At 73.4% G+C, this 19,646-nt stretch carries 14 protein-coding genes; 9 read left to right on the forward strand and 5 right to left on the reverse strand.

The genetic code is table 11. The annotated features are described in order from the left end of the window. The first annotated feature begins 1 nt into the window (after position 1). On the forward strand, positions 2 to 1,147 hold the full coding sequence (locus tag OG871_RS06385; RefSeq protein ID WP_371503226.1) for an RNA polymerase sigma factor: 1,146 nt from the start codon (positions 2 to 4) through the stop codon (positions 1,145 to 1,147). Positions 1,148 to 1,757: 610 nt separating this feature from the next. After that, positions 1,758 to 2,909, forward strand: coding sequence for a C40 family peptidase (locus OG871_RS06390; protein WP_371494868.1), 1,152 nt, complete (start codon positions 1,758 to 1,760; stop codon positions 2,907 to 2,909). A 154-nt stretch (positions 2,910 to 3,063) separates the two neighbouring features. Here OG871_RS06390 and OG871_RS06395 read toward each other — a convergent pair whose 3' ends face one another. The 3 genes from OG871_RS06395 to OG871_RS06405 all read right to left on the reverse strand — a co-directional run bounded on the left by OG871_RS06395 (position 3,064) and on the right by OG871_RS06405 (position 6,069). Then, positions 3,064 to 4,239 (reverse strand): XdhC family protein, encoded by a 1,176-nt coding sequence (locus OG871_RS06395; RefSeq protein WP_371494870.1) that lies wholly within the window; start codon positions 4,237 to 4,239, stop codon positions 3,064 to 3,066. Positions 4,240 to 4,243: 4 nt separating this feature from the next. Then, positions 4,244 to 4,942, reverse strand: coding sequence for an SRPBCC family protein (locus tag OG871_RS06400; RefSeq protein ID WP_371494872.1), 699 nt, complete (start codon positions 4,940 to 4,942; stop codon positions 4,244 to 4,246). A gap of 113 nt (positions 4,943 to 5,055) precedes the next feature. Continuing rightward, positions 5,056 to 6,069, reverse strand: coding sequence for a LysR family transcriptional regulator (locus tag OG871_RS06405; protein ID WP_371494874.1), 1,014 nt, complete (start codon positions 6,067 to 6,069; stop codon positions 5,056 to 5,058). A gap of 261 nt (positions 6,070 to 6,330) precedes the next feature. Between OG871_RS06405 and OG871_RS06410 the strand changes: the two genes are divergently transcribed. From OG871_RS06410 to OG871_RS06435, 6 genes are read left to right on the forward strand one after another with little or no spacing between them, the layout of a single operon-like run. After that, positions 6,331 to 7,233, forward strand: a complete 903-nt coding sequence (locus OG871_RS06410; RefSeq protein ID WP_371494876.1) for a xanthine dehydrogenase family protein subunit M — start codon at positions 6,331 to 6,333, stop codon at positions 7,231 to 7,233. Positions 7,234 to 7,235: 2 nt separating this feature from the next. Beyond that, on the forward strand, positions 7,236 to 7,733 hold the full coding sequence (locus OG871_RS06415; protein ID WP_371494877.1) for a (2Fe-2S)-binding protein: 498 nt from the start codon (positions 7,236 to 7,238) through the stop codon (positions 7,731 to 7,733). Beyond that, complete coding sequence (locus tag OG871_RS06420; protein ID WP_371494879.1) at positions 7,730 to 10,129, forward strand: aerobic carbon-monoxide dehydrogenase large subunit; 2,400 nt, start codon at positions 7,730 to 7,732, stop codon at positions 10,127 to 10,129. The genes OG871_RS06415 and OG871_RS06420 overlap by 4 nt, the downstream gene beginning before the upstream one ends. Then, positions 10,126 to 11,169, forward strand: coding sequence for an XdhC family protein (locus OG871_RS06425; protein ID WP_371494881.1), 1,044 nt, complete (start codon positions 10,126 to 10,128; stop codon positions 11,167 to 11,169). The genes OG871_RS06420 and OG871_RS06425 overlap by 4 nt, the downstream gene beginning before the upstream one ends. A gap of 30 nt (positions 11,170 to 11,199) precedes the next feature. Further along, positions 11,200 to 12,135, forward strand: a complete 936-nt coding sequence (locus tag OG871_RS06430) for an AAA family ATPase (protein ID WP_371494883.1) — start codon at positions 11,200 to 11,202, stop codon at positions 12,133 to 12,135. Next, complete coding sequence (locus tag OG871_RS06435) at positions 12,128 to 13,327, forward strand: VWA domain-containing protein (RefSeq protein WP_371494885.1); 1,200 nt, start codon at positions 12,128 to 12,130, stop codon at positions 13,325 to 13,327. Before OG871_RS06430 ends, OG871_RS06435 begins: the two co-directional genes overlap by 8 nt. Positions 13,328 to 13,851: 524 nt before the next feature. On the opposite strand, the gene OG871_RS06440 is transcribed toward OG871_RS06435, so the two are convergent. Then, positions 13,852 to 15,381, reverse strand: coding sequence for a hypothetical protein (locus tag OG871_RS06440; RefSeq protein WP_371494887.1), 1,530 nt, complete (start codon positions 15,379 to 15,381; stop codon positions 13,852 to 13,854). Positions 15,382 to 16,026: 645 nt separating this feature from the next. On the opposite strand from OG871_RS06440, the gene OG871_RS06445 reads away from it, so the two are divergent. Next, the gene (locus OG871_RS06445) at positions 16,027 to 16,974 is read left to right on the forward strand and encodes an arsenic resistance protein (protein ID WP_371503227.1); all 948 of its coding nucleotides are present in this window, start codon (positions 16,027 to 16,029) and stop codon (positions 16,972 to 16,974) included. Between the two features lie 189 nt (positions 16,975 to 17,163). Here OG871_RS06445 and OG871_RS06450 read toward each other — a convergent pair whose 3' ends face one another. Continuing rightward, positions 17,164 to 19,026, reverse strand: coding sequence for an APC family permease (locus OG871_RS06450; protein ID WP_371494889.1), 1,863 nt, complete (start codon positions 19,024 to 19,026; stop codon positions 17,164 to 17,166). Positions 19,027 to 19,646: the final 620 nt, after the last annotated feature.

The raw sequence follows: 19,646 nt of genomic DNA on the forward strand, positions 1-19,646 counted from the left end.
GGTGAACGAGGTCCTGCTCCGGAGCCTCACGCCGAGCGTGCTCGCCATCCTCGTCCGCCGCGGAGCCGACTTCGCGGCGGCCGAGGACGCGGTGCAGGACGCGCTGGTGGAGGCGGTCCGCGTCTGGCCGGCCGACCCACCGCGGGATCCGAAGGGCTGGCTGGTCACCGTGGCCTGGCGCCGGTTCCTCGACGCGACCCGGGCGGACGCCGCCCGCCGCCGGCGTGAGGACCTCGTCGACGAGCAGCCGGCACCCGGGCCCGCGCCCGCGGTGGACGACACGCTCCAGCTCTACTTCCTGTGCGCCCACCCGTCACTGACACCGTCGTCCGCGGTCGCGCTCACGCTGCGCGCCGTCGGCGGGCTGACCACCCGCCAGATCGCCCGGGCCTACCTGGTGCCCGAGGCGACCATGGCGCAGCGGATCAGCCGGGCCAAGCGCACGGTCTCCGGCGTGCGGTTCGACCGGCCCGGCGACGTCGCCACCGTGCTGCGCGTCCTCTACCTGGTCTTCAACGAGGGCTACTCCGGCGACGTCGACCTCGCCGCCGAAGCCATCCGGCTCACCCGGCAGCTCGCGGCCCACGTCGACCACCCCGAGGTCGCGGGGCTGCTCGCCCTCATGCTGCTCCACCACGCCCGGCGCGCCACCCGGACCGCGGCCGACGGCAGCCTGGTGCCGCTCGCCGAGCAGGACCGCGGCCGATGGGACACCGGGTCGATCGCCGAGGGCGTCTGGATCCTGCAGGCGGCCCTCGCCCGGGACCGGCTGGGCGAGTTCCAGGCCCAGGCCGCCATCGCCGCGCTCCACGCCGACGCGCCGACCGCCGAGGAGACCGACTGGGTGCAGATCGTCGAGTGGTACGACGAGCTCGTGCGCCTGACCGACAGCCCGGTCGTCCGGCTCAACCGCGCGGTGGCCGTCGGCGAGGCCGACGGACCGCGCGCCGGGCTGGCGGCGCTCGCGGCGCTGGACGACTCACTCCCCCGCCACGCGGCGGTGGCGGCGTACCTCCGCGAGCGCGACGGCGACCTGGCGACGGCGGCGCGGCTGTACGCGGAGGCGGCCCGGAACGCGCCCAACCTCGCCGAGCGCGACCACCTGACCCGCCAGGCCGCCCGGCTCAACGAGCGCCGGCGTCGCTGACGGGACGCGATCGGATTCGGCGTCTCGGTGGACCCGACCGCCGAGGTGCCCGGTGAAGGTGGCCGGCTGCGACGATTCGGCCTGCCCGAAAGGCCACCCCCCGGGCTCATCCGCGGAGAGCCGGATTCCCTTCGACTCGGATCGCATTCCATTACTTTCGCAGGTTCGCAGGGAGGGGGAATTCGATCGGCTCTCCCCGGATCGGCGGGGGCCGTCCACGGCTCGTCCGGTCGTGGACCGGGAATGTCGGACCGCCCCGGCACGCCCCGCCGGGCCGCACTGTGGTGGCGGCCCACATGGACACCAATGCCGTTGTGGTGCACGGTGGTTGGTTGGTCGTTTCCGGGGTGCCCGCCCGCTGCGGCCGCACCCTGTTGTGCCGGTCCCGCAGGGGAGTGATGAAGCTTCCGAGTGCGCGTGAGGCTTGCAGAAATTGTTTTCACCCGGGCCTGTCGGAGTCGCCTGCGCGGTGCTTGAATAGCCGCCATCAACCCCCCCTCCACTGCTGCCACTTGTGGCACGCCGAAATCAAGGACGCCCTGTGACTACGCGCGTTGACCTGTTACCCCGGCGGGCTCTTCCCGTTCTTCGCCTCGCCGCACTCCTGGCCGTGCTGGCCTCCCTCGTCGTCTTCTTCGCCGGCGCTCAGCAAGCCCATGCGGCGCCCACCTGCGGAGTGCTCTCCTCGGGCGCCGCTCCGCAGGCCAACTCGGCGGTGAACGCCGCCTGCGGCCAGATCGGCACGCCGTACTCGTGGGGCGGAGGCCACGGCGGGCAGCCGGGTCCGTCGTACGGGATCTGCGACGCGTCCAACGGCGCCCCCAACGACTGTCACGTGAAGGGCCTGGACTGCTCCGGCCTGGTCCGCTACGCCTACTACCTCGCGGTGGGCACGGACGTCATCAACGGCGTGACCACCACGCAGTGGACCTCCTCACGTGCGGTGGCCAGGTTCTACCGGGGCGACGGGACGGGCCCACTGCTCCCCGGTGACCTGGTGTTCTTCGGGAACACGCCGTCGACCATCCACCACGTGGCGATCTACCTCGGGCAGGGGTACATCGCGGAGGCCCCGTACTCCGGCGGCTACGTGCAGGTGGCCGCGCTGTCCTCGCACAGCGACTACTACGGCGCCATCCGCCTCTACGGGCCGGGCGGCGGCTCCACCCCGCCGCCCTCCGGCGGCGGCCGGTACTGGGTGGACACGTTCTCGAACGCGTCCGTGTACGGGTCACCGACGAGTACCACGAGCACCGGCACGCTCTACCAGGGCACCAACTACGTGTACTGCAAGACCTGGGGACGCGAGATCCGCAACGGGAGCAGCTTCAACCACTGGTGGCTGAAGACCGACCCCGACGTCGGACCCGCCGGGCAGTGGGTCTCGGCCTACTACCTCTCCAAGTGGGGCAACGACGAGGCCAAGGACAACAACGGCACCGTCATCCCCGACTGCGCCGGCGGCAGCACGCCACCGCCGCCCAGCACCACCAAGTACTGGGTGGACACGTTCTCGAACGCGTCCGTGTACGGGTCACCGACCAGTACCACCAGCACCGGCACGCTCTACCAGGGCACCAACTACGTGTACTGCAAGACCTGGGGACGCGAGATCCGCAACGGGAGCAGCTTCAACCACTGGTGGCTGAAGACCGACCCCGACGTCGGACCCGCCGGGCAGTGGGTCTCGGCCTACTACCTCTCCAAGTGGGGCAACGACGAGGCCAAGGACAACAACGGCACCGTCATCCCCGACTGCTGAACCGATCCGCCGTCCCGGCCGCTGCGGCCGGGACGGCTCGGCGCGCTGCACCGATCCGGCGTTGCCGTGGACGGTCTCCTGGCCGGACTGCGGTGGCCGCGAACCGCGTCCCACGCGCGAGTTCGGAGACGAGCAGCGCCGAGAGCCTGCGGAGCTATGTGCGGGAAGCGGCCCGGCTCCCGGCCTCAGGGCGTTCGTCGAGCGCGGCGGCGGTGTGGATCGGGCCCTCGGTGGCGGTGAGGCGGTGACCGCTGCCGCCCCAGCGGGTGGCGATGATCTCGGCCATGATGGAGACGGCGGTCTCCTGCGGGGTGCGGGCGCCGAGGTCGAGTCCGGCCGGGGCCGCGAGGCGGGACAACTCGTCGTCGTCCAGGCCGACTTCGCGCAGCCGGTCGAGCCGGTCCAGGTGGGTGCGGCGGGAGCCGAGGGCGCCGACGTAGGCGAGTCGGGGCAGCCGTAGCGCTGTCGCGAGCAGCGGAACGTCGAACTTGGGGTCGTGGGTCAGCACGGCCACCGCCGTCCGGTCGTCGAGCCGGCCCGCCGCCGCCTCCTCGGCCAGGTACTCGTGCGGCCAGCGCACCACGACCTCGTCCGCGTGCGGGAAGCGGGCCGCGGTGGCGAACACCGGACGGGCGTCGCAGACGGTGACGCGGTAGCCGAGGTAGCCGCCCAACTCGGAGACGGCTGCGGCGAAGTCGAGGGCGCCGAAGACCAGCAGCCGCGGCGCCGGGACGAACGATCCGACGAAGACCGCGACCTCCTCGCCCTGGCGCTGCCCCGCACTGCCGTAGTGGGCGAGCGCGCTCGTGCCGTGGTCGAGCAGGCCGCGTGCGTCCACGGTCACCGTGCCGTCCAGGGTGGCGGAGCCGAGCGTGCCGGCGGTGCGGTCCGGCCAGATCACCAGCCGGCGGCCGGGCGAGCCCGCTCCGGACTCCGGGCCCGCGACCGCGGTGGCCGTCGCGACCGGCTCGTCGGCGGCCAGCGACGCCATCACCTCCGGGAGTTCGGGGAACGTCCGACGGGACACCGGCTCGACGAAGACCTCGATGGTGCCGCCGCAGCTCAGCCCGACCTCGAAGGCGTCCTGGTCGCTCACGCCGTACCTGCGCAGCACCGGCCGGCCGGTGGCCTGTGCCTCCCGGGCCTCCTCGTAGACGTCCGCCTCGACGCAGCCGCCGGACACGCTGCCGACCACCGTGCCCGACTCGGACACCGCCATCGCGGCCCCGGTCGGGCGTGGCGCGCTGCGGAACGTGCTGACCACGGTGGCGAGCCCGACGCTCTCACCGGCCAGGTACCACGGGTAGACCTCGTCCAGGACGTCACGCACGGTGTCACCCGCAGCGGCGGCAGCACGGACCGGATCGCCGGGCCCGCCGCAGCCCGACCACCAGCGCGATGACGATCAGTGCCCCGGCGGCGGCCGGCACGAGGCGCTTGAGCAGCGCGCCACCGGCGACGCCGAACAGGTCGAGCGGCTCGTCGGCGGCCGCCCCCGCAGGAGCCGCCCCGGAGGCCCCGGAGGCGGCGGCGGGGGCGCGAGCGGGAGCGGGAGCGGCGGTCTCGGACGGCGCGGTGTCGGTGTCGGCGGGCGCCGCCGACCGCTGCTCCAGGCAGTCCACGAACCTCCCGAGCAGCTTCCTGCTGATCTCCTCGATCACTCCCTGCCCGAACTGGGCCGCCTTCCCGGTGATGCTGAGCCGGGTCTGCGCCGTCACCCGGGTGCCGTCGCCGTCCGGTGCGAGCCGCGCGGTGATGTGCGCCTCGGCGTTGCCCTGGCCGCGGGTGTCCTGGCCGGAGGCCTTCAGCCGCACGGTGTGCGCCGCGTCGTCACGCTCCTCGAAGGTGGCCACGCCCTTGTAGACGATGGTGACCGGCCCGACCTTGACCTTGACGGTCCCGCGGTACCGCTCCCCCTCGACGGAGGTGAGCTGCGCACCCGGCATGCAGGGCGCCAGCCGCGGGATGTCGGTGAACAGCTCCCAGGCTGCGTCGATCGGCAGGCTCACGCGGAACTCGTGGGTGAACTCCATGCGGACGGGCCTCCTCGCACGGATCGCCGGCGGTCCCGCCGTCGGCACGGCGGAATCGATCGTCAAGGGGTGCACTTCAAGGATGGCTCACCAGCGCCGCGTGCGCTCGCGGGTCAGCTCCACAGGCTCACGTGCACGGTGGGGTGGAAGTGTGCGCCCGGCACCCCGGTCGTCCGGCTCAGCAGGCTCCGCAGCGCGGCGGGCGTGGTCACGAACCGGCAGAGCGCGGACGCGGTCGGCGAACGCCGGTCGCCGCGCAGCGCGCTGACCTGCATGACGCCGTTGACCGGCGTGCCGGGGATCTCCAGCACGGTGAGGGTGCCGTGCCGCAGCTCGTCGCGGACCAGGTGGAGCAGGGTCAGGGAGAGCCCGTCGCCGGCCGCGACCGCGTTGAGCGCCGCCGTGGTGCTGGGGAAGAACGAGACGCTGCGCTCGCCGACGCCGTTCCGGGCCAGGAAGGCGCCGCCCGGGGTGGCCGGGTCCAGCTGCCCCGGGCCGAGCAGCCAGTGCTCGCGCGGCAGCCGGCTGACCGGCAGGCGCAGCGGCCCGTACCCCGCCCGGTCGAGGCCGGCGCCGGCGTGCCGGGGCGAGGCGACGACCACCAGCCGGAACCGCAGGAACGGGATGTGTTCGACGGCGTCGGCAGCGGGGTCCCGGTCGCCCGTGGGCCCGTCGCCGTCGGCGGTGGTGGGACCGATCGCGACGTCGGCCCGGCGGTCCAGCAGCAGCTCGGTGAGGACCTGGGCGGGTACGGCGAGGGTGTCGGAGTCCACCTCCGGCTGCCGGCGGACGAAGGCCTCCAGCAGCGGCGGGACGATCAGCTCCGCGCTCGGTTCGGTGGCGGCGACCCGCAGGGAGGAGGTCTCCGTCCCGGCCTCGCGGACCCGTCGGCGGGTCTCCTCGGCCAGTCCCACGATCTCCGCCGCGCCCGCCGCCAGCCGGCGCCCGCCCGGGGTCAGCGCGATCCCGCCCCCGGCCCGGACGAACAGCTGGTCGCCCAGTTCGCGGCGCAGCGCCGCCACCGCGCCGGACACCGCGGGCTCGCTGACCCGCAGCGACAGCGCCGCGGCCTTGACCGAGCCCAGTCGCGCCACCGCCACGAAGGCTCTGAGTTGCGTGAGGGTCATCGCCGCCTCCTGCGGTCACCCGCCGGGCCGCGCCGTCGCGGGTTCCACTGGAGTCAGCGGCGGCGGCGTCTTAACCATTCCCTTCAGTCGCCGTTGACCGGCCCGGCCGGCGGGGCGACGCTCGGGCGTAGCGTCGGTCTTGGGCGTAGCGCCGCGCTCGGCCGTACCGTCGGCCTCGGGCGCAGCGCCGGCCGGGCCGGCGACGGACGACAGGGCCCGTGACCGTCGTGGCCCTGGCCCGTGACCGGTCAGGAGGCTGCCGTGCAGGTTCCCGCGTCATTCGAGTACCGGCGCGCGCAGAGCGTGGACGACGCGCTCGCGCTGCTGGAGCGGTTCGGGGAGGAGGCCCGGGTCATCGCCGGGGGGCACAGTCTGCTGCCGATGATGAAGCTGCGGCTGGCCCGTCCGGAGTTCCTGGTCGACATCAACGACCTGCACGAGTTGGACTATCTGCGGCTGGAGGGCGGCGAGGTGCGGATCGGCGCGCTGACCCGGCACCGCAGCCTGCTGGAGTCCGATCTGCTGGGCCGCCACCTCCCGATCTTCCACGACGCCGAGCGGGTGATCGCCGACCCGCCGGTGCGCAACCGCGGCACCATCGGCGGCTCGCTCTGTCAGGCCGACCCGGCGGAGGACCTCTCCGCGGTCTGCGCCGCCGTTCGGGCGGTGGCCGTGGTGCTCGGGCCGGGCGGGCGGCGCTCGGTGCCGATCGAGGAGTTCTACCGCGGCCCGTACGAGACGGCCGTGGGGGCCGGCGAGATGCTGGTCGAGATCCGGGTGCCGGTACGGCCGAACGCGGGCAGCGCCTACCGGAAGGTCGAGCGCAAGTCCGGGGACTGGGCGGTCGCGGCGGCAGGCGCCGCGCTGTCGCTGGCCGACGGGCGGATCGGCTGGGCCGGGATCGGGCTCGCCGCGGTCGGTACGTCCCTGGTCGGCTACCGGCGGGCCGAGGAGGCGCTGGTCGGCCGGGAGCCGACCGAGCAGGTCTTCACCGAGGCGGGACGGATCGCCGCCGAGGACTGCGATCCGCAGACCGACGGCCGGGGAAGCGCCGAGTACAAGCGGCACCTGGTCGGCGAACTCACCCGGCGGGCGCTGACCCTGGCCGCCGAACGGGCCGACCGGGCCGTGGGCGTCGCCCGGTCCGACGCAGAGGGAGCATGACGATGGAGGTCACCATCAACGTCAACGGTGAGGACCGGACCGCCGAGGTGGAGGCCCGGCACCTGCTGGTGCGCTTCCTGCGGGACGACCTCGGTCTCACCGGCACCCACTGGGGCTGCGACACCAGCAACTGCGGCACCTGCGTCGTGCTGTTCGACGGCGAGCCCGTCAAGAGCTGCACCGTGCTGGCCGCGATGGCCGCCGGGCACCGGGTCCGGACCGTGGAGGACCTGGAGGGCGCCGACGGCCTCGATCCGGTGCAGCAGGGGTTCATCGAGAAGCACGGCCTGCAGTGCGGCTTCTGCACACCGGGCATGATGCTCACCGCCCGGGCGCTGCTGGACCGCAACCCCGACCCGTCCGAGCAGGAGATCCGTGAGGCGATCTCCGGCCAGCTCTGCCGTTGCACCGGCTACCTGAACATCGTCCGCGCCGTCCAGTGGGCCGCGGACCACCCGGCGGCGGACGCCGCCGCCCCGACCGCGGGGAGCACGCCATGAGCACCGCCCAGGAGACCGCGCCGACGCCGGAGGTGGATCGGGAGCCCGAGGAGCAGCAGGAGCGCCCGATCGGGTACGGGCGGCTGCACCGCAAGGAGGACCCGCGGTTCGTGCGCGGGAAGGGCCACTACGTCGACGACGTACAGCTGCCCGGCATGCTGCACGGTGCGGTGCTGCGCAGTCCGTTCGCGCACGCGCGGATCGTCTCGATCGACACCTCGGCGGCCGAGTCGCATCCCAAGGTCCGGGCGGTGGTCACCGGCGCGACCCTGGAGGGCCTCGGCCTGGCCTGGATGCCCACCCTGTCGCTGGACACCCAGGCGGTGCTGGCCACCGACAAGGTGCGGTTCCAGGGGCAGGAGGTGGCGTTCGTGGTCGCCGACGACCACTACGCGGCCCGGGACGCGATCGAGCTGATCGACGTCGAGTACGAGCCGCTGCCGCCGGTGATCGACGCCCGGCACGCGCTGGACGCCGACGCCCCGGTGATCCGCGACGACCAGGAGGGCCGCACCGACAACCGCATCTTCGACTGGGAGGCGGGCGACCGGGCCGCCACCGACGAGGTGTTCGCGCGTGCCGAGGTGGTGGTCGCCCAGGACATGCTCTACCCGCGGGTGCACCCCGCGCCGTTGGAGACCTGCGGCTGCGTGGCCGACATGGACCCGGTCGACGGCAAGCTGACGCTCTGGGAGACCACCCAGGCGCCGCACGCCCACCGCACGCTGTACGCGATGGTCGCGGGACTCCCGGAGCACAAGATCCGGGTGATCTCCCCGGACATCGGCGGCGGTTTCGGCAACAAGGTCGGCATCTACCCGGGGTACGTGTGCGCCGTGGTGGGCTCGATCCTCACCCGCAAGCCGGTGAAGTGGGTGGAGGACCGTTCCGAGAACCTGACCAGCACCTCCTTCGCCCGCGACTACCACATGCACGGTGAGATCGCCGCGACCCGCGAGGGCCGGATCCTCGGTGTGCGCGTCAAGGTCCTCGCCGACCACGGCGCGTTCAACTCGACCGCCCAGCCCACCAAGTACCCGGCCGGCTTCTTCCACATCTTCACCGGCTCGTACGACATCGAGGCGGCGCACTGCGCGGTCACCGGCGTCTACACCAACAAGGCGCCGGGCGGGGTGGCCTACGCCTGCTCGTTCCGGGTCACCGAGGCGGTGTACCTGGTCGAGCGGATGGTGGACTGTCTGGCGGCCGAACTCGGTACGGATCCGGCCGAGTTGAGGATGAACAACCTGCTGCGTCCGGAGCAGTTCCCGTACCGGAACAAGACCGGCTGGGAGTACGACTCCGGCGACTACCCGGCATGCCTGCGCAAGGCGCTGGACCGGGCCGGCTACGAGGCGCTGCGGCGGGAGCAGGTGGAACGGCGGGCCCGCGGCGAACTGATGGGCATCGGCCTGTCGTTCTTCACCGAGACGGTGGGCGCCGGCCCGCGCAAGGACATGGACATCGTCGGCCTCGGGATGGCCGACGGGTGCGAGCTGCGGGTCCATCCGACCGGCAAGGCGGTGGTGCGTCTCAGCGTGCAGAGCCAGGGGCAGGGCCACGAGACGACGTTCGCGCAGATCGTCGCCGAGGAGCTGGGCATCCCGCCGGAGGACATCGAGGTGGTGCACGGCGACACCGACCAGACCCCGTTCGGGCTCGGTACCTACGGCAGCCGCTCGACGCCGGTCTCCGGCGCGGCGGCGGCGGTGGTCGCCCGCAAGGTGCGCGACAAGGCGCGGATCATCGCCGGCGCGATGCTGGAGGTGGCCCCCGACGACCTGGAGTGGGAGAAGGGCCGCTGGTTCGTGAAGGGTGACCCGACCGCGACCAGGACGATCCAGGAGATCGCGCTCGCCGCCCACGGATCGCTGACGCTGCCCGAGGGGGTGGAGGGTCACCTGGAGGCCACCACGGTCTACAACCCGCCCAACCTCACCTACCCGTACGGCGCGTACGTGTGCGTGGTGGACGTCGACCCGGGCACCGGCGAGGTGAAGGTGCGCCGGTTCGTCGCGGTCGACGACTGCGGCACCCGGATCAACCCGATGATCATCGAGGGACAGGTGCACGGCGGCCTCGCCGACGGCGTCGGCATGGCGCTGATGCAGATCATCGCCTTCGACGAGGACGGCAACTGCCTCTCCGGGTCCTTCATGGACTACCTGCTGCCGACCGCACTGGAGACCCCGGCCTGGGAGCTGGACCACACCGTCACACCGTCGCCGCACCACCCGATCGGCGCCAAGGGCATCGGCGAGTCCGCGACGGTCGGCTCGCCCCCCGCGGTGGTCAACGCGGTGATGGACGCGATCGGGGTCCGGCACGCCGACATGCCGCTCACCCCCGGGCGGGTCTGGCAGGCGATGCACGGGGGCGTGGAGGCCCCCCAGTGAGTACGGGCACCGCCATGGAGCGGCGGATGGCGGACCTGAGGGAGCGTCAGGTCCCGTTCGTCAAGGCGACCGTGGTGCGCGCCCTGCACCCCACCAGCGCGCACCCCGGGGACACCGCGCTGGTCCTGGAGGACGGCCGGATCGAGGGCTTCGTCGGCGGCGTCTGCGCCGAGTCCACCGTGCGTCTGCAGGCGCTGCGGGTACTGCGCAGCGGGGAGTCGCTGCTGCTGCGGATCTCGCCGCAGGCGGGCAGCGGGGCGGCTGTGGAGGAGACTGCTGAGGCGGAGGCAGCGACAGGGCCCGGGGCGGAGCCGCGGGAGGGCACCCTCGTGGTGGCCAACCCCTGCCTGTCCGGCGGGGAGTTGGAGATCTTCCTGGAGCCGCAGCGCCCCGCACCCGTGGTCCTGGTCCTGGGGGACACACCGATCGGTCGCAGCCTGCTCGCCCTGGGCGCCGGCCTGGAGTACGAGCTGCGCGCCGTCTCACCCGGGGAGTTCTCGTCGCCGGAGTCCACGTCTCCGGAGTCCACCTCGCAGGCGCTCGCCGACGTCGCCGCCGTGGTGGTCGCCTCGCACGGCCGGGACGAGGAGGCGCTGCTGACCGCCGCGGCCCGCGCCGGGGTCCCGTACGTGGCGCTCGTCGCCAGCAGCCGGCGCGGAGCCGCGGTGCTGACCGGACTGGAGCTCGACGCCGAGGCGCGCGACCGGATCCACACCCCGGCGGGTCTGTGGATCGGGGCCCGGACGCCCGGGGAGATCGCGGTGTCGATCCTGGCCGAGCTGGTGGCCTCGCGGCACGCCGTCGCGCTGCACAGCGAAGCGGTGCCCGAGCCGGTCGCCCCGGTCGAGGCCGCCGACCCGTCCGGGGCGGCCGCCGAACCGCGCGCCGCCGTCGACCCGGTCTGCGGGATGACCGTGGCCGTCGTCCCGGACACCCTGTTCTCGGACGTCGGCGGCCACCGCCACTGGTTCTGCTCCGCCGGCTGCCGCGACCGGTTCGAGTCGGCCGCCCGCGTCGGGCCGCGCGGTCAAGCGCCCTGACGGAGGAGCCGTCGTGACCGAGGAGGCGCCGTGACCGAGGACGTCCGGCCGTCGCCGGCCGAATCCGCCCGCCGGGCCGTCGCGCTCGCCGTGCCGGACCCGCAGTCCCTGCGCGCCGCCCTGGACGCCACCGGCTACCTCACCGACACCGGCCTGACCACCGCGCTCTACCTCGCCCTGCGGCTGCCCCAGCCGCTGCTGCTGGAGGGCGAGCCCGGCGTGGGCAAGACCGAGGCGGCCCGCGCCCTCGCCACCGTGCTGGGCAGCCCGCTGATCCGGCTGCAGTGCTACGACGGGCTGGACGCGGCGGAGGCCCTCTACGAGTGGAACTACCCGCGCCAGCTGCTGAGCATCCGGCTCGCCGAGAGCCGCGGGACGGCGCTGGACGAGACCGACCTCTTCTCCGACGCCTTCCTGCTGCGCCGCCCCGTACTCGCCGCGCTGACCCACCCCGGACCGACACCCGCCGTGCTGCTGATCGACGAGATCGACCGGGCCGACGACGACTTCGAGGCCTTCCTGCTGGAGGTGCTGGCGGAGGCCGGCGTCACCATCCCCGAGCTGGGCACCGTACGCGCCGCCGTCCCGCCGGTGGTCGTACTGACCTCCAACCGGACCCGCGACCTGCACGACGCCCTCAAGCGCCGCTGTCTGTACCACTGGATCGACTACCCCGACACCGAGCGGGTGATCGAGATCGTGCGCCGCCGGGTCCCCGGGACCGCGCCCTCGCTCGCGGCCGAGGTGGCGGCAGCCGTACGGCGCCTGCGCACCCTGGAGGTCCAGAAGCCGCCCGGGATCGCCGAGAGCATCGACTGGGTCGCCGCGCTCACCCTGCTCGGCGTCGAACGGCTGGACCCGGACGCGGCGGAGCGCACCCTCGGCGTCCTGGTCAAGTACCGGGAGGACCACGACCTGGTCCGCGACCGCGGCCTGGCCTGGCTGGTCGGCGCACCCGATGGCTGACCCGCTCTTCGACCCGGCCGCGTTCGCCGCCCGGTTCGGCGCGGAGCTGCACCGGGCCGGCCTGCCGGTCACCCCCGAGCGCTCGGCGCGGTTCCTCGACGGACTGCGCCTGCTGCCGCCGGTGGACCGGCCGACGCTGTACTGGACGGCCCGGCTCGCGTTCGTCACGGGACGGGCCCAGCTCGAAGCGTTCGACCGGGTCTTCGGGCTGGTCTTCGGCGGGCTGGGCGACCCGGCCGACCACCGGGGGTCACCCGACAACCCGCCGCTGCCCGGCCTGGAACCCGGTCCGGCCGCCCCGGCCGGCGCCGCACCGACGCCGCCACGCCCCGCCACGGCCCCGCTGCCCGGCGGCGACCTCCGTCCGGAGGCCGTCGACGACCCCTCCGAACGCCCCACCGGCACCGGCACCCTGCGGCTGGCCGGCAGTACCGCCGAGTCGCTCGCGCACCAGGACTTCGGACGCTTCGGCCCCGGCGAGCTGGCGGAGCTGGACCGGCTGCTCGCCGGTCTCTCGATCAAGGTGCCGCTGCGCCGCACCCGGCGCCGGGAGGCCGATCCGGGCGGCCGCCGCATCGACCTGCGCCGGAGCCTGCGGCGCAGCCTGCGGACGGGTGGGGAGGCCGTCCGGCTGGCCCGCTCGCACGGGCGGCTGCGGCGCCGGCCGCTGGTGCTGCTCTGCGACATCTCCGGCTCGATGGAGCCGTACACCCGGGTCTACCTGCGGTTCTTCTCCAGGCTCTGCTCATCGGCGGGCGGCGGGCTGGCCGTCGAGATCTTCGTCTTCGCGACCCGCCTCACCCGGCTCACACCCGTCCTGCGGCACACCACGCCGGACGCGGCCCTTCGGCGGGCCGGGCTCACCGCGCCCGACTGGTCCGGCGGCACCCTGATCGGCCGGTCGCTGGCGGAGTTCACCAACCGGTTCGGGCGGCGCGGGATGGCCCGCGGCGCGGTGGTGGTGATCTTCTCGGACGGGTGGGAGGGCGAGGACCCCGCGGCGGTGGGCCGCGAGACGGCCCGCCTCGGACGCCTGGCCCACCGCGTGGTCTGGGTCAACCCGCGCAAGGCAGCCCCCGGGTACGCCCCGCTCGCCGGCGGCATCGCGGCGGCCCTGCCGCACTGCGACGCCTTCGTGAGCGGTCATACCCTCGCGGCGATGACCGAGGTCTTCGACGCCATCGCCGGGTGAGCCGCCCCCCGTCGCGCCGGGCAGGGGCCGGCCCCGACGTTGCTCGGCCCATGTCCTGGGACTGGAGCCGTGTCGGGGAGTTCCGCTCCCGCTGCGGCCGGGACTCCGAGCTCAGTGCAGGACCGTCCCGAACGGGTCGTCCGGCCGCCCGGCCGGACGTTGTGGGGCTTCCACGGGCCCCGCCGGGTCCTCGCTCGGGTCGGGGTCGGGGAAGTGGACGCTGCACCATCTGGACGAGCAGGGGCGCGTAGACGTCGGGCCCGCTGTCCACGTCCGGTGTCGTCATCTCGACGACCAGGACACCCTCCTGCGCAGGGGGCATCGGCAGGTACGCCTTGGCCGAGACCAGCGGGACCGGCCGGTCCGGGGCGAGGTGCCAGCCGGGACCTTCGCCGAGTGTCAGGACGACCGGTCCGGCCGGGGCGTCGAATCGCCTCACCAGATCGATTTTCGATCCAATCACTGATGGATCGTCAGATCAGCTTCCCTGAGGCATCTTTGACGTCATCAGCACAGTGGAACCGTCAGCGGTACTCGCGCAGGCGCGGGCGGACGCCGAGCGCGCTCAGCGCGAGCGCCAGCGTGAGCGCGATGCCGCCTACGGCCGCGGTGCCCGGACTCGGATGGGCGTCGGCCTCGGCCACCGCCGCGTCGAAGGCCCGCTGGTTGATCGCCAGGACATCGCCGAGGGCAGCGCCGAGGAGCTCGAAGTCCGCGTTCGACTGGCCCGGTGCAGTGCCGGTGTTGAACGTCACCGCCTGTTTGAGCTGCCCCTGGTTTCGCAGGGCGCGGATGGTGCGGTCGTCCTGCTGGTAGCGCTGGAACGCCGTCAGGGCCTGTTCGGCCGCGTCCTGCTCGCCCGGGAAGGTGATGTTGCGCAGTTCCATCCCGAGGAAGCCGTCGAAAGGGACCACCCTGCAGTCGGCGCGGTGGGCGTCGATCTGACGGGACAGTTCACTGTTGTAGCTGCCGAGAGTGGCACCCGAGACGTCGGCGACGGCCTGGGTCTTGTCGAGGAAGGCCTGCTCGTACGCGGCTGCCCGGGCCGGGTCGGTGAGATAGCGGCTCTCGTCCGCGTTCATGTCGTAGGCCACCGCGCGGGCGCGGCTGAGGGCGATGACGGAGTCGTAGGCGTTGCGCTTCGCCGTCACCAGGTGGTCTTCGGCCTGCCCGGCGAGCTGGAGGACGGTCGCCAGCCCGATGACGGTGAGCAGGGTCGTGGCGGCGAGTGGCGGGTTGACCCGGCGACGGAAGCGGACGGCCAGGGTTCTCTGCAGGGCGGCCAGTACGACGAGTGCGATCGCACCGGTGCCCAGGATCCACCACCAGCCGGCCGCAAGCTCGTCGCGTTGGGCGGTGTAGATGTGGTCGACGGTGACGGAGTTGGCCGCGGTGATCCGGTCGGCAGCGGGCAACAGCTGCTGCCGGAGCAGATCGGTGGCCTGGCGGTAGGCGTCCAGGGCGTCCGGGGACGGCTTGCCGGCCGACGCGTGGGCCTGGTCCTCCAGGAGCTGGGCACGCGCGACCAGGGCCTCGTAGTGACCGAGTTCGGCGATGGCGGTCTGTACGGCGCGCTGCCCGGAGGGCTCTCCGGCGGCCGCCTCGGCGGCGCGCTGGAGGTCGATACCGGCCTGGTTGCGGCGCTGCTCATAGGTGTCCAGGGTCTGCCTGCGCAGGGCGGAGTAGTCCTGGTCGGCGCCGATCAGCAGCAGATTGGCGGCCTGGGCGTCCATGTCGCTGAGCGCGAAGGACAGGTCGGCGGCGCGCACGGCCTGCGGGGCGGCATGGTGGCCGATGGTGTCGATGCCGTCGCGGGCGCCGACCAGCACCGAGGCCGTGGTGGCGGCGAAGGCGAACACGGTGGCCAGGCAGAGAACCGTGAGCGCACGGACGAGGCGGGGTGTGTTCCACCAGGAACCGCCCAGCGCGGGGATCCGGGCGCGTATGCCCGGTGTCCGGGTCGAGGCGCCGACGTGAGCCTCAGGGCCGCCTGCGGTGGTGGTGCGGGGGGCGCGCTGCCCGGGTGCCGGGCCGGCCGTACCCGAGTTCGCCACCCCAGGCGAGCTCGTCTTCCTCGGTACGGTCGTTCTGCCCTGTGCGCCCGCTGTCATGGCTGCGCGTCCCCCTACCCTTTTCACCTGGCCGCCGGTTGGTTACCTGTGGAGGTCTCCACCGGCGTGGTCACAGCCCGCATCCCCCATGGAGCGGAGCCGCTTCCTCGTCTGCGACGCTATGCCGCCGGATATCGGCTTCCGGCTCTCCCTGACGTTTCCTTGGCGGCACGGGGAGCGATCTTGACGCTTCATTGGCGCCCGGCCGGCGCCGACGACCACCTCCCCAAGTCCTTCGGCTATGGACGAGCTCCTCGCCCCCCTCCGGGCCGTGCTGCGTCGCCCGCCCGCCGAGACGCCGCCGCGTTGGGCTGTGATCGGCGACCACGAGGTCGCCGCGTCCACCGTCACCGACCCGCCAGCCCCGGACCTCGCGCAGGATCTGCCGCCCGGGCACCAGCTTCACCGGGTTGGACGCCGCACCGCCACGCTGATGGGCGCCCGGCCCGGCCGGGGCCGATGCGCCGGCGCCCGGCCTGGCCTGTGAGGATGACCAGCAACATGGGGGGGTGACCGGCCGGGCACCCCCGGCCACGTGGAGGAGCGGTTCGGGTGTCGCAGCAGGGACCGCAGGGCCTGGTCGAGCGGATGGAACACCACCAGGTCACGGTGTATCTCGGGGCGATGACCGCCGGTGCTCTGCTCGGCTGGACCGCACCCAGCTGGGGGCCGGGCCTGGAGCACGCCATCAACCCGGTGCTCGGCGCCCTGCTCTTCGTCACCTTCCTCCAGGTCCCGGCCGCCGAGCTGGTCCGCTCTCTGCGCGACGGCAGATTCCTGGCCGCCGCCCTGGTGGTGAACTTCGTGGTAGTGCCGCTGCTGGTCGCCGCGATGTTCGCGTTCCTGCCCGCGAACGAGGCCGTGCGCCTCGGCGTGCTGCTGGTGCTGCTGTGCCCGTGCGTCGACTACGTGATCGTCTTCTCCGGCCTGGCAGGCGGCAGCAGCCGCCGTCTGCTCGCCGCCACCCCGGTCCTGCTGGTGGCGCAGATGCTGCTGCTGCCGGTGTTTCTGTACCTGTTCATGGGCTCCGACCTCGCGGACATCGTCGATGTCGGCCCGTTCCTGGAGGCGTTCGCGTTCCTGATCGTCATCCCGCTGACTCTGGCCTGGGCACTCCAGGTGTGGGCCGCGCGCCGCCCGACCGGACTGAAGGTCGCGGGCGCCGCGACCACCACGATGGTGCCGCTGATGGCCGCCACCCTCCTCGTGGTCGTCGCCTCCCAGGTCCCCGGGCTCGGCGGCAACCTCGCCGACGTCGGCGCCGTCATCCCCTTCTACGCCGCGTTCCTCGTCGTCATGGCCTTCGCCGGCCGCGCGGTGGCCCGCCTGTTCCGTCTGGACACCGGCGCAAGCCGCGCGGTCGTCTTCACCGGCGCCACCCGTAACTCCCTCGTCGTCCTGCCCCTCGCCCTGGCCCTGCCCGACGACCTGGCGGTGGCCGCCGTCGTCGTGGTCACCCAAACCCTCGTCGAGGTCGTCGGCATGGTCGCCTACGTCCGTCTCGTACCGCGCCTCGTCCCCGACACCGCGCGCTGACACGAGCGTCCGGCCATGCGCTGGACACCGGATTCACGACGGCCGAACGACGTGACGCCGCCGCACCGGTAGGCGCCCGCCGAGGCCGGGTGGGCCACCCGGATCCGGACCTCGGCGGGGCCGGAGAAAGCCGGAACACCGGGGCCGGAACACAGGCCGGTACGGACACACGCCCTCCGCCGGCTCGTCCTACATCCGCAGGCGCAGGCGGCAGACGACGGCGTCCGTGTGACGGCGCAGGGCACGGTCGATGACCGCGCCGCGCTGGTTCTGCAGGGCGCGCTGCCACAGCCGGGCGGGTTCGACCTCGGGGATCAGGACGGTGATCCGGTCGAAAGCGTTCTCGGCGGCCAGTGCGTTGACGTACGCGGCGATCGGCGCGCCAAGTCTGCGGTGGCCGTCGGGGATCTCGACCAGGTCCACCCCGGGCCGCCAGAGCTCCCAGTCGCGGCGCAGCGCCTCGGCGGCCTGCCGGTCCTCGGCGTCGGGCTCGGCATGCACGACCGTGACCGCGCGTACCTCGTCGCCGAGCGAGAGGGCGGCGGACAGCGCCTCCCTGGTGAGCCGGGTGATCGCCCGCACGGGGACGACGACCAGGGAGCGCTGCTCAGTGAGCGGCCCGGGGGTCCGGCCGAGCTCCAGGCGGGTGCCGATGCGGCCATAGGTGCGATGGATGCGCTCGAAGAGCAGGACGAGCAGGGGCAGGGCCAGGCAGATGCCCCAGGCGCCCTCGGTGAACTTGGTGCCGGTGACCACGAGGGTGGCGATGCCGGTCAGCAGGGCGCCGAACCCGTTGAGCAGGGCCTTTCCGCGCCAGCCGGCGCAGCGCGCCCGCTCCCAGTGCCTGACCATGCCGATCTGGCAGATCGTGAAGCCGACGAAGACGCCGATCGCGAAGAGCGGCACCAGGCTGTTCACGTCGCCGCCGGAGGCGACCAGCAGGACGGCGGAGACCCCGGCGAGGAAGAGCACACCGTGCCGGTGGACCTGGCGGTCGGCGCGAAGGGCGAAGACGTGCGGCAGGTGGTTGTCCCGGGCCAGCAGATGAAGCAGCACCGGCAGGCCGCCGAACGAGGTGTTGGCCGCCAGTGCGAGCAGCACCACCGTCGCGAACTGCACCAGGTAGAAGCCGAAGCCCTGCCCGAGCGAGGCGTCCGCGAGCTGGGCGAGAACCGTCACGCCCTCGACGGGCTGGAGGTGGAACCGTCCGATCAGCACCGCCAGGCCGATCAGCATCACGCCCAGCAGCGCCCCGAGCGCGACCTCGGTGCGCTGGGCCCGCCGGACCCCCGGCGTACGGAAGGAGGGCACGGCGTTGGCGATCGCCTCCACGCCGGTCAGCGCCGAGCAGCCCGAGGCGAAGGCCTTGAGCAGCAGCAGTGCCCCGACCGCGGTGGCGTTCCCCGCCAGCGCCGAGGCGTGCCCGGCGGCGGCCTCGGGGGACGCCGGCGCGTCCCGGAACAGGCCGACCACGATGATCGCCAGGATCGAGGCCACGAACACGGCGGTCGGCACCATGAACCAGCGGGCCGACTCCGCGATGCCCCGCAGGTTCACCGCCGTGACCAGTGCCAGCACGCCCAGGCACAGCCACACCCGATCCCCGTACAGCCCCGGGAAGGCGGAGGTCAACGCCGCCACTCCGGCGGTCACCGACACCGCGACGTTCAGGATGTAGTCGATCACCAGCGAGGCCGCCGCGGCGAGCGCCGTCCGGCGGCCCAGGTGGGCCTTGGCGACCGCGTACGAGCCTCCGCCGTCCGGGAACGCCGCGATCACCTGCCGGTAGGAGGCGACCAGCACCGCGAGCAGCACAGCGATCGCCACGGTCACCGGAAGCGTGAACCCGAGCCCGTAGCCACCGGCGGCGGCCAGCACCAGCACGATCGACTCCGGCCCGTACGCGACCGAGGCCATCGCGTCCAGCGACAGCGCGGCCAGTCCGCCGAGTGCGGTCAGTCGGTGGCGTTCGTCCGCACGTCCGGTGCCGGGGGGCTCCGGCTCGGCGGTCGCCGGGGGTGTGGCGGACAGGGGGTCGGCAGTGCCGGTCATCGATGGCCTCCGCAGGTATCGGCAGTGGCTCGATCCTGCGGCGCGGCCGGACTCGCGCCGCTCGGCCCGAACGTGCTCCTGACGTCGACGGCTGCCTTCTTGACACGATCCTGACGCGGCGGGCATGCCGAGACCCCGGGAGTCTGCAGACTCCCGGGGTCTCGGGGTTGCGGCATCCGGCGCCGGTGGCACTCGGCGCCAGGTGGGTCTCAGGGTTCTACTGGCTCGCCTTGCGGCCGTGGTTGGCCTTCTTCACGGGACATCATGTGCTGGGCGTGATGCCGGTGGAACTCGGCGTCCCGCTCCTCGTCACCATCGACGTCCACGACCACGACCACACCGTCGACGCCTCCTTGCGCCCCGGCCAGGGGCGGGTCACCGCCCGCGACACCACCGCTCCCGCCGAGCGCCGGCCTACGGCTCCTCCACCACCTCGCACGGCAGGCTGTGGCCCCTTCCCCCCGAACGGACCGGCATCTCCACCCCGGCTACGTCCTGCGGCCCGAGGACCGCGTGGTCCTGGCCACGAAGGCCATCGACTCCGAAGCGTAGGAAGTTCGTCAAGGACACCCGGTCGTCGGCTCGGCCACGGCGAGTCGAGCTCCGTCGACCACTAGTGT

Origin of the sequence: Kitasatospora sp. NBC_00374 (assembly GCF_041434935.1) — a bacterium.
In the GTDB taxonomy this organism is placed as follows: Bacteria; Actinomycetota; Actinomycetes; order Streptomycetales; family Streptomycetaceae; genus Kitasatospora.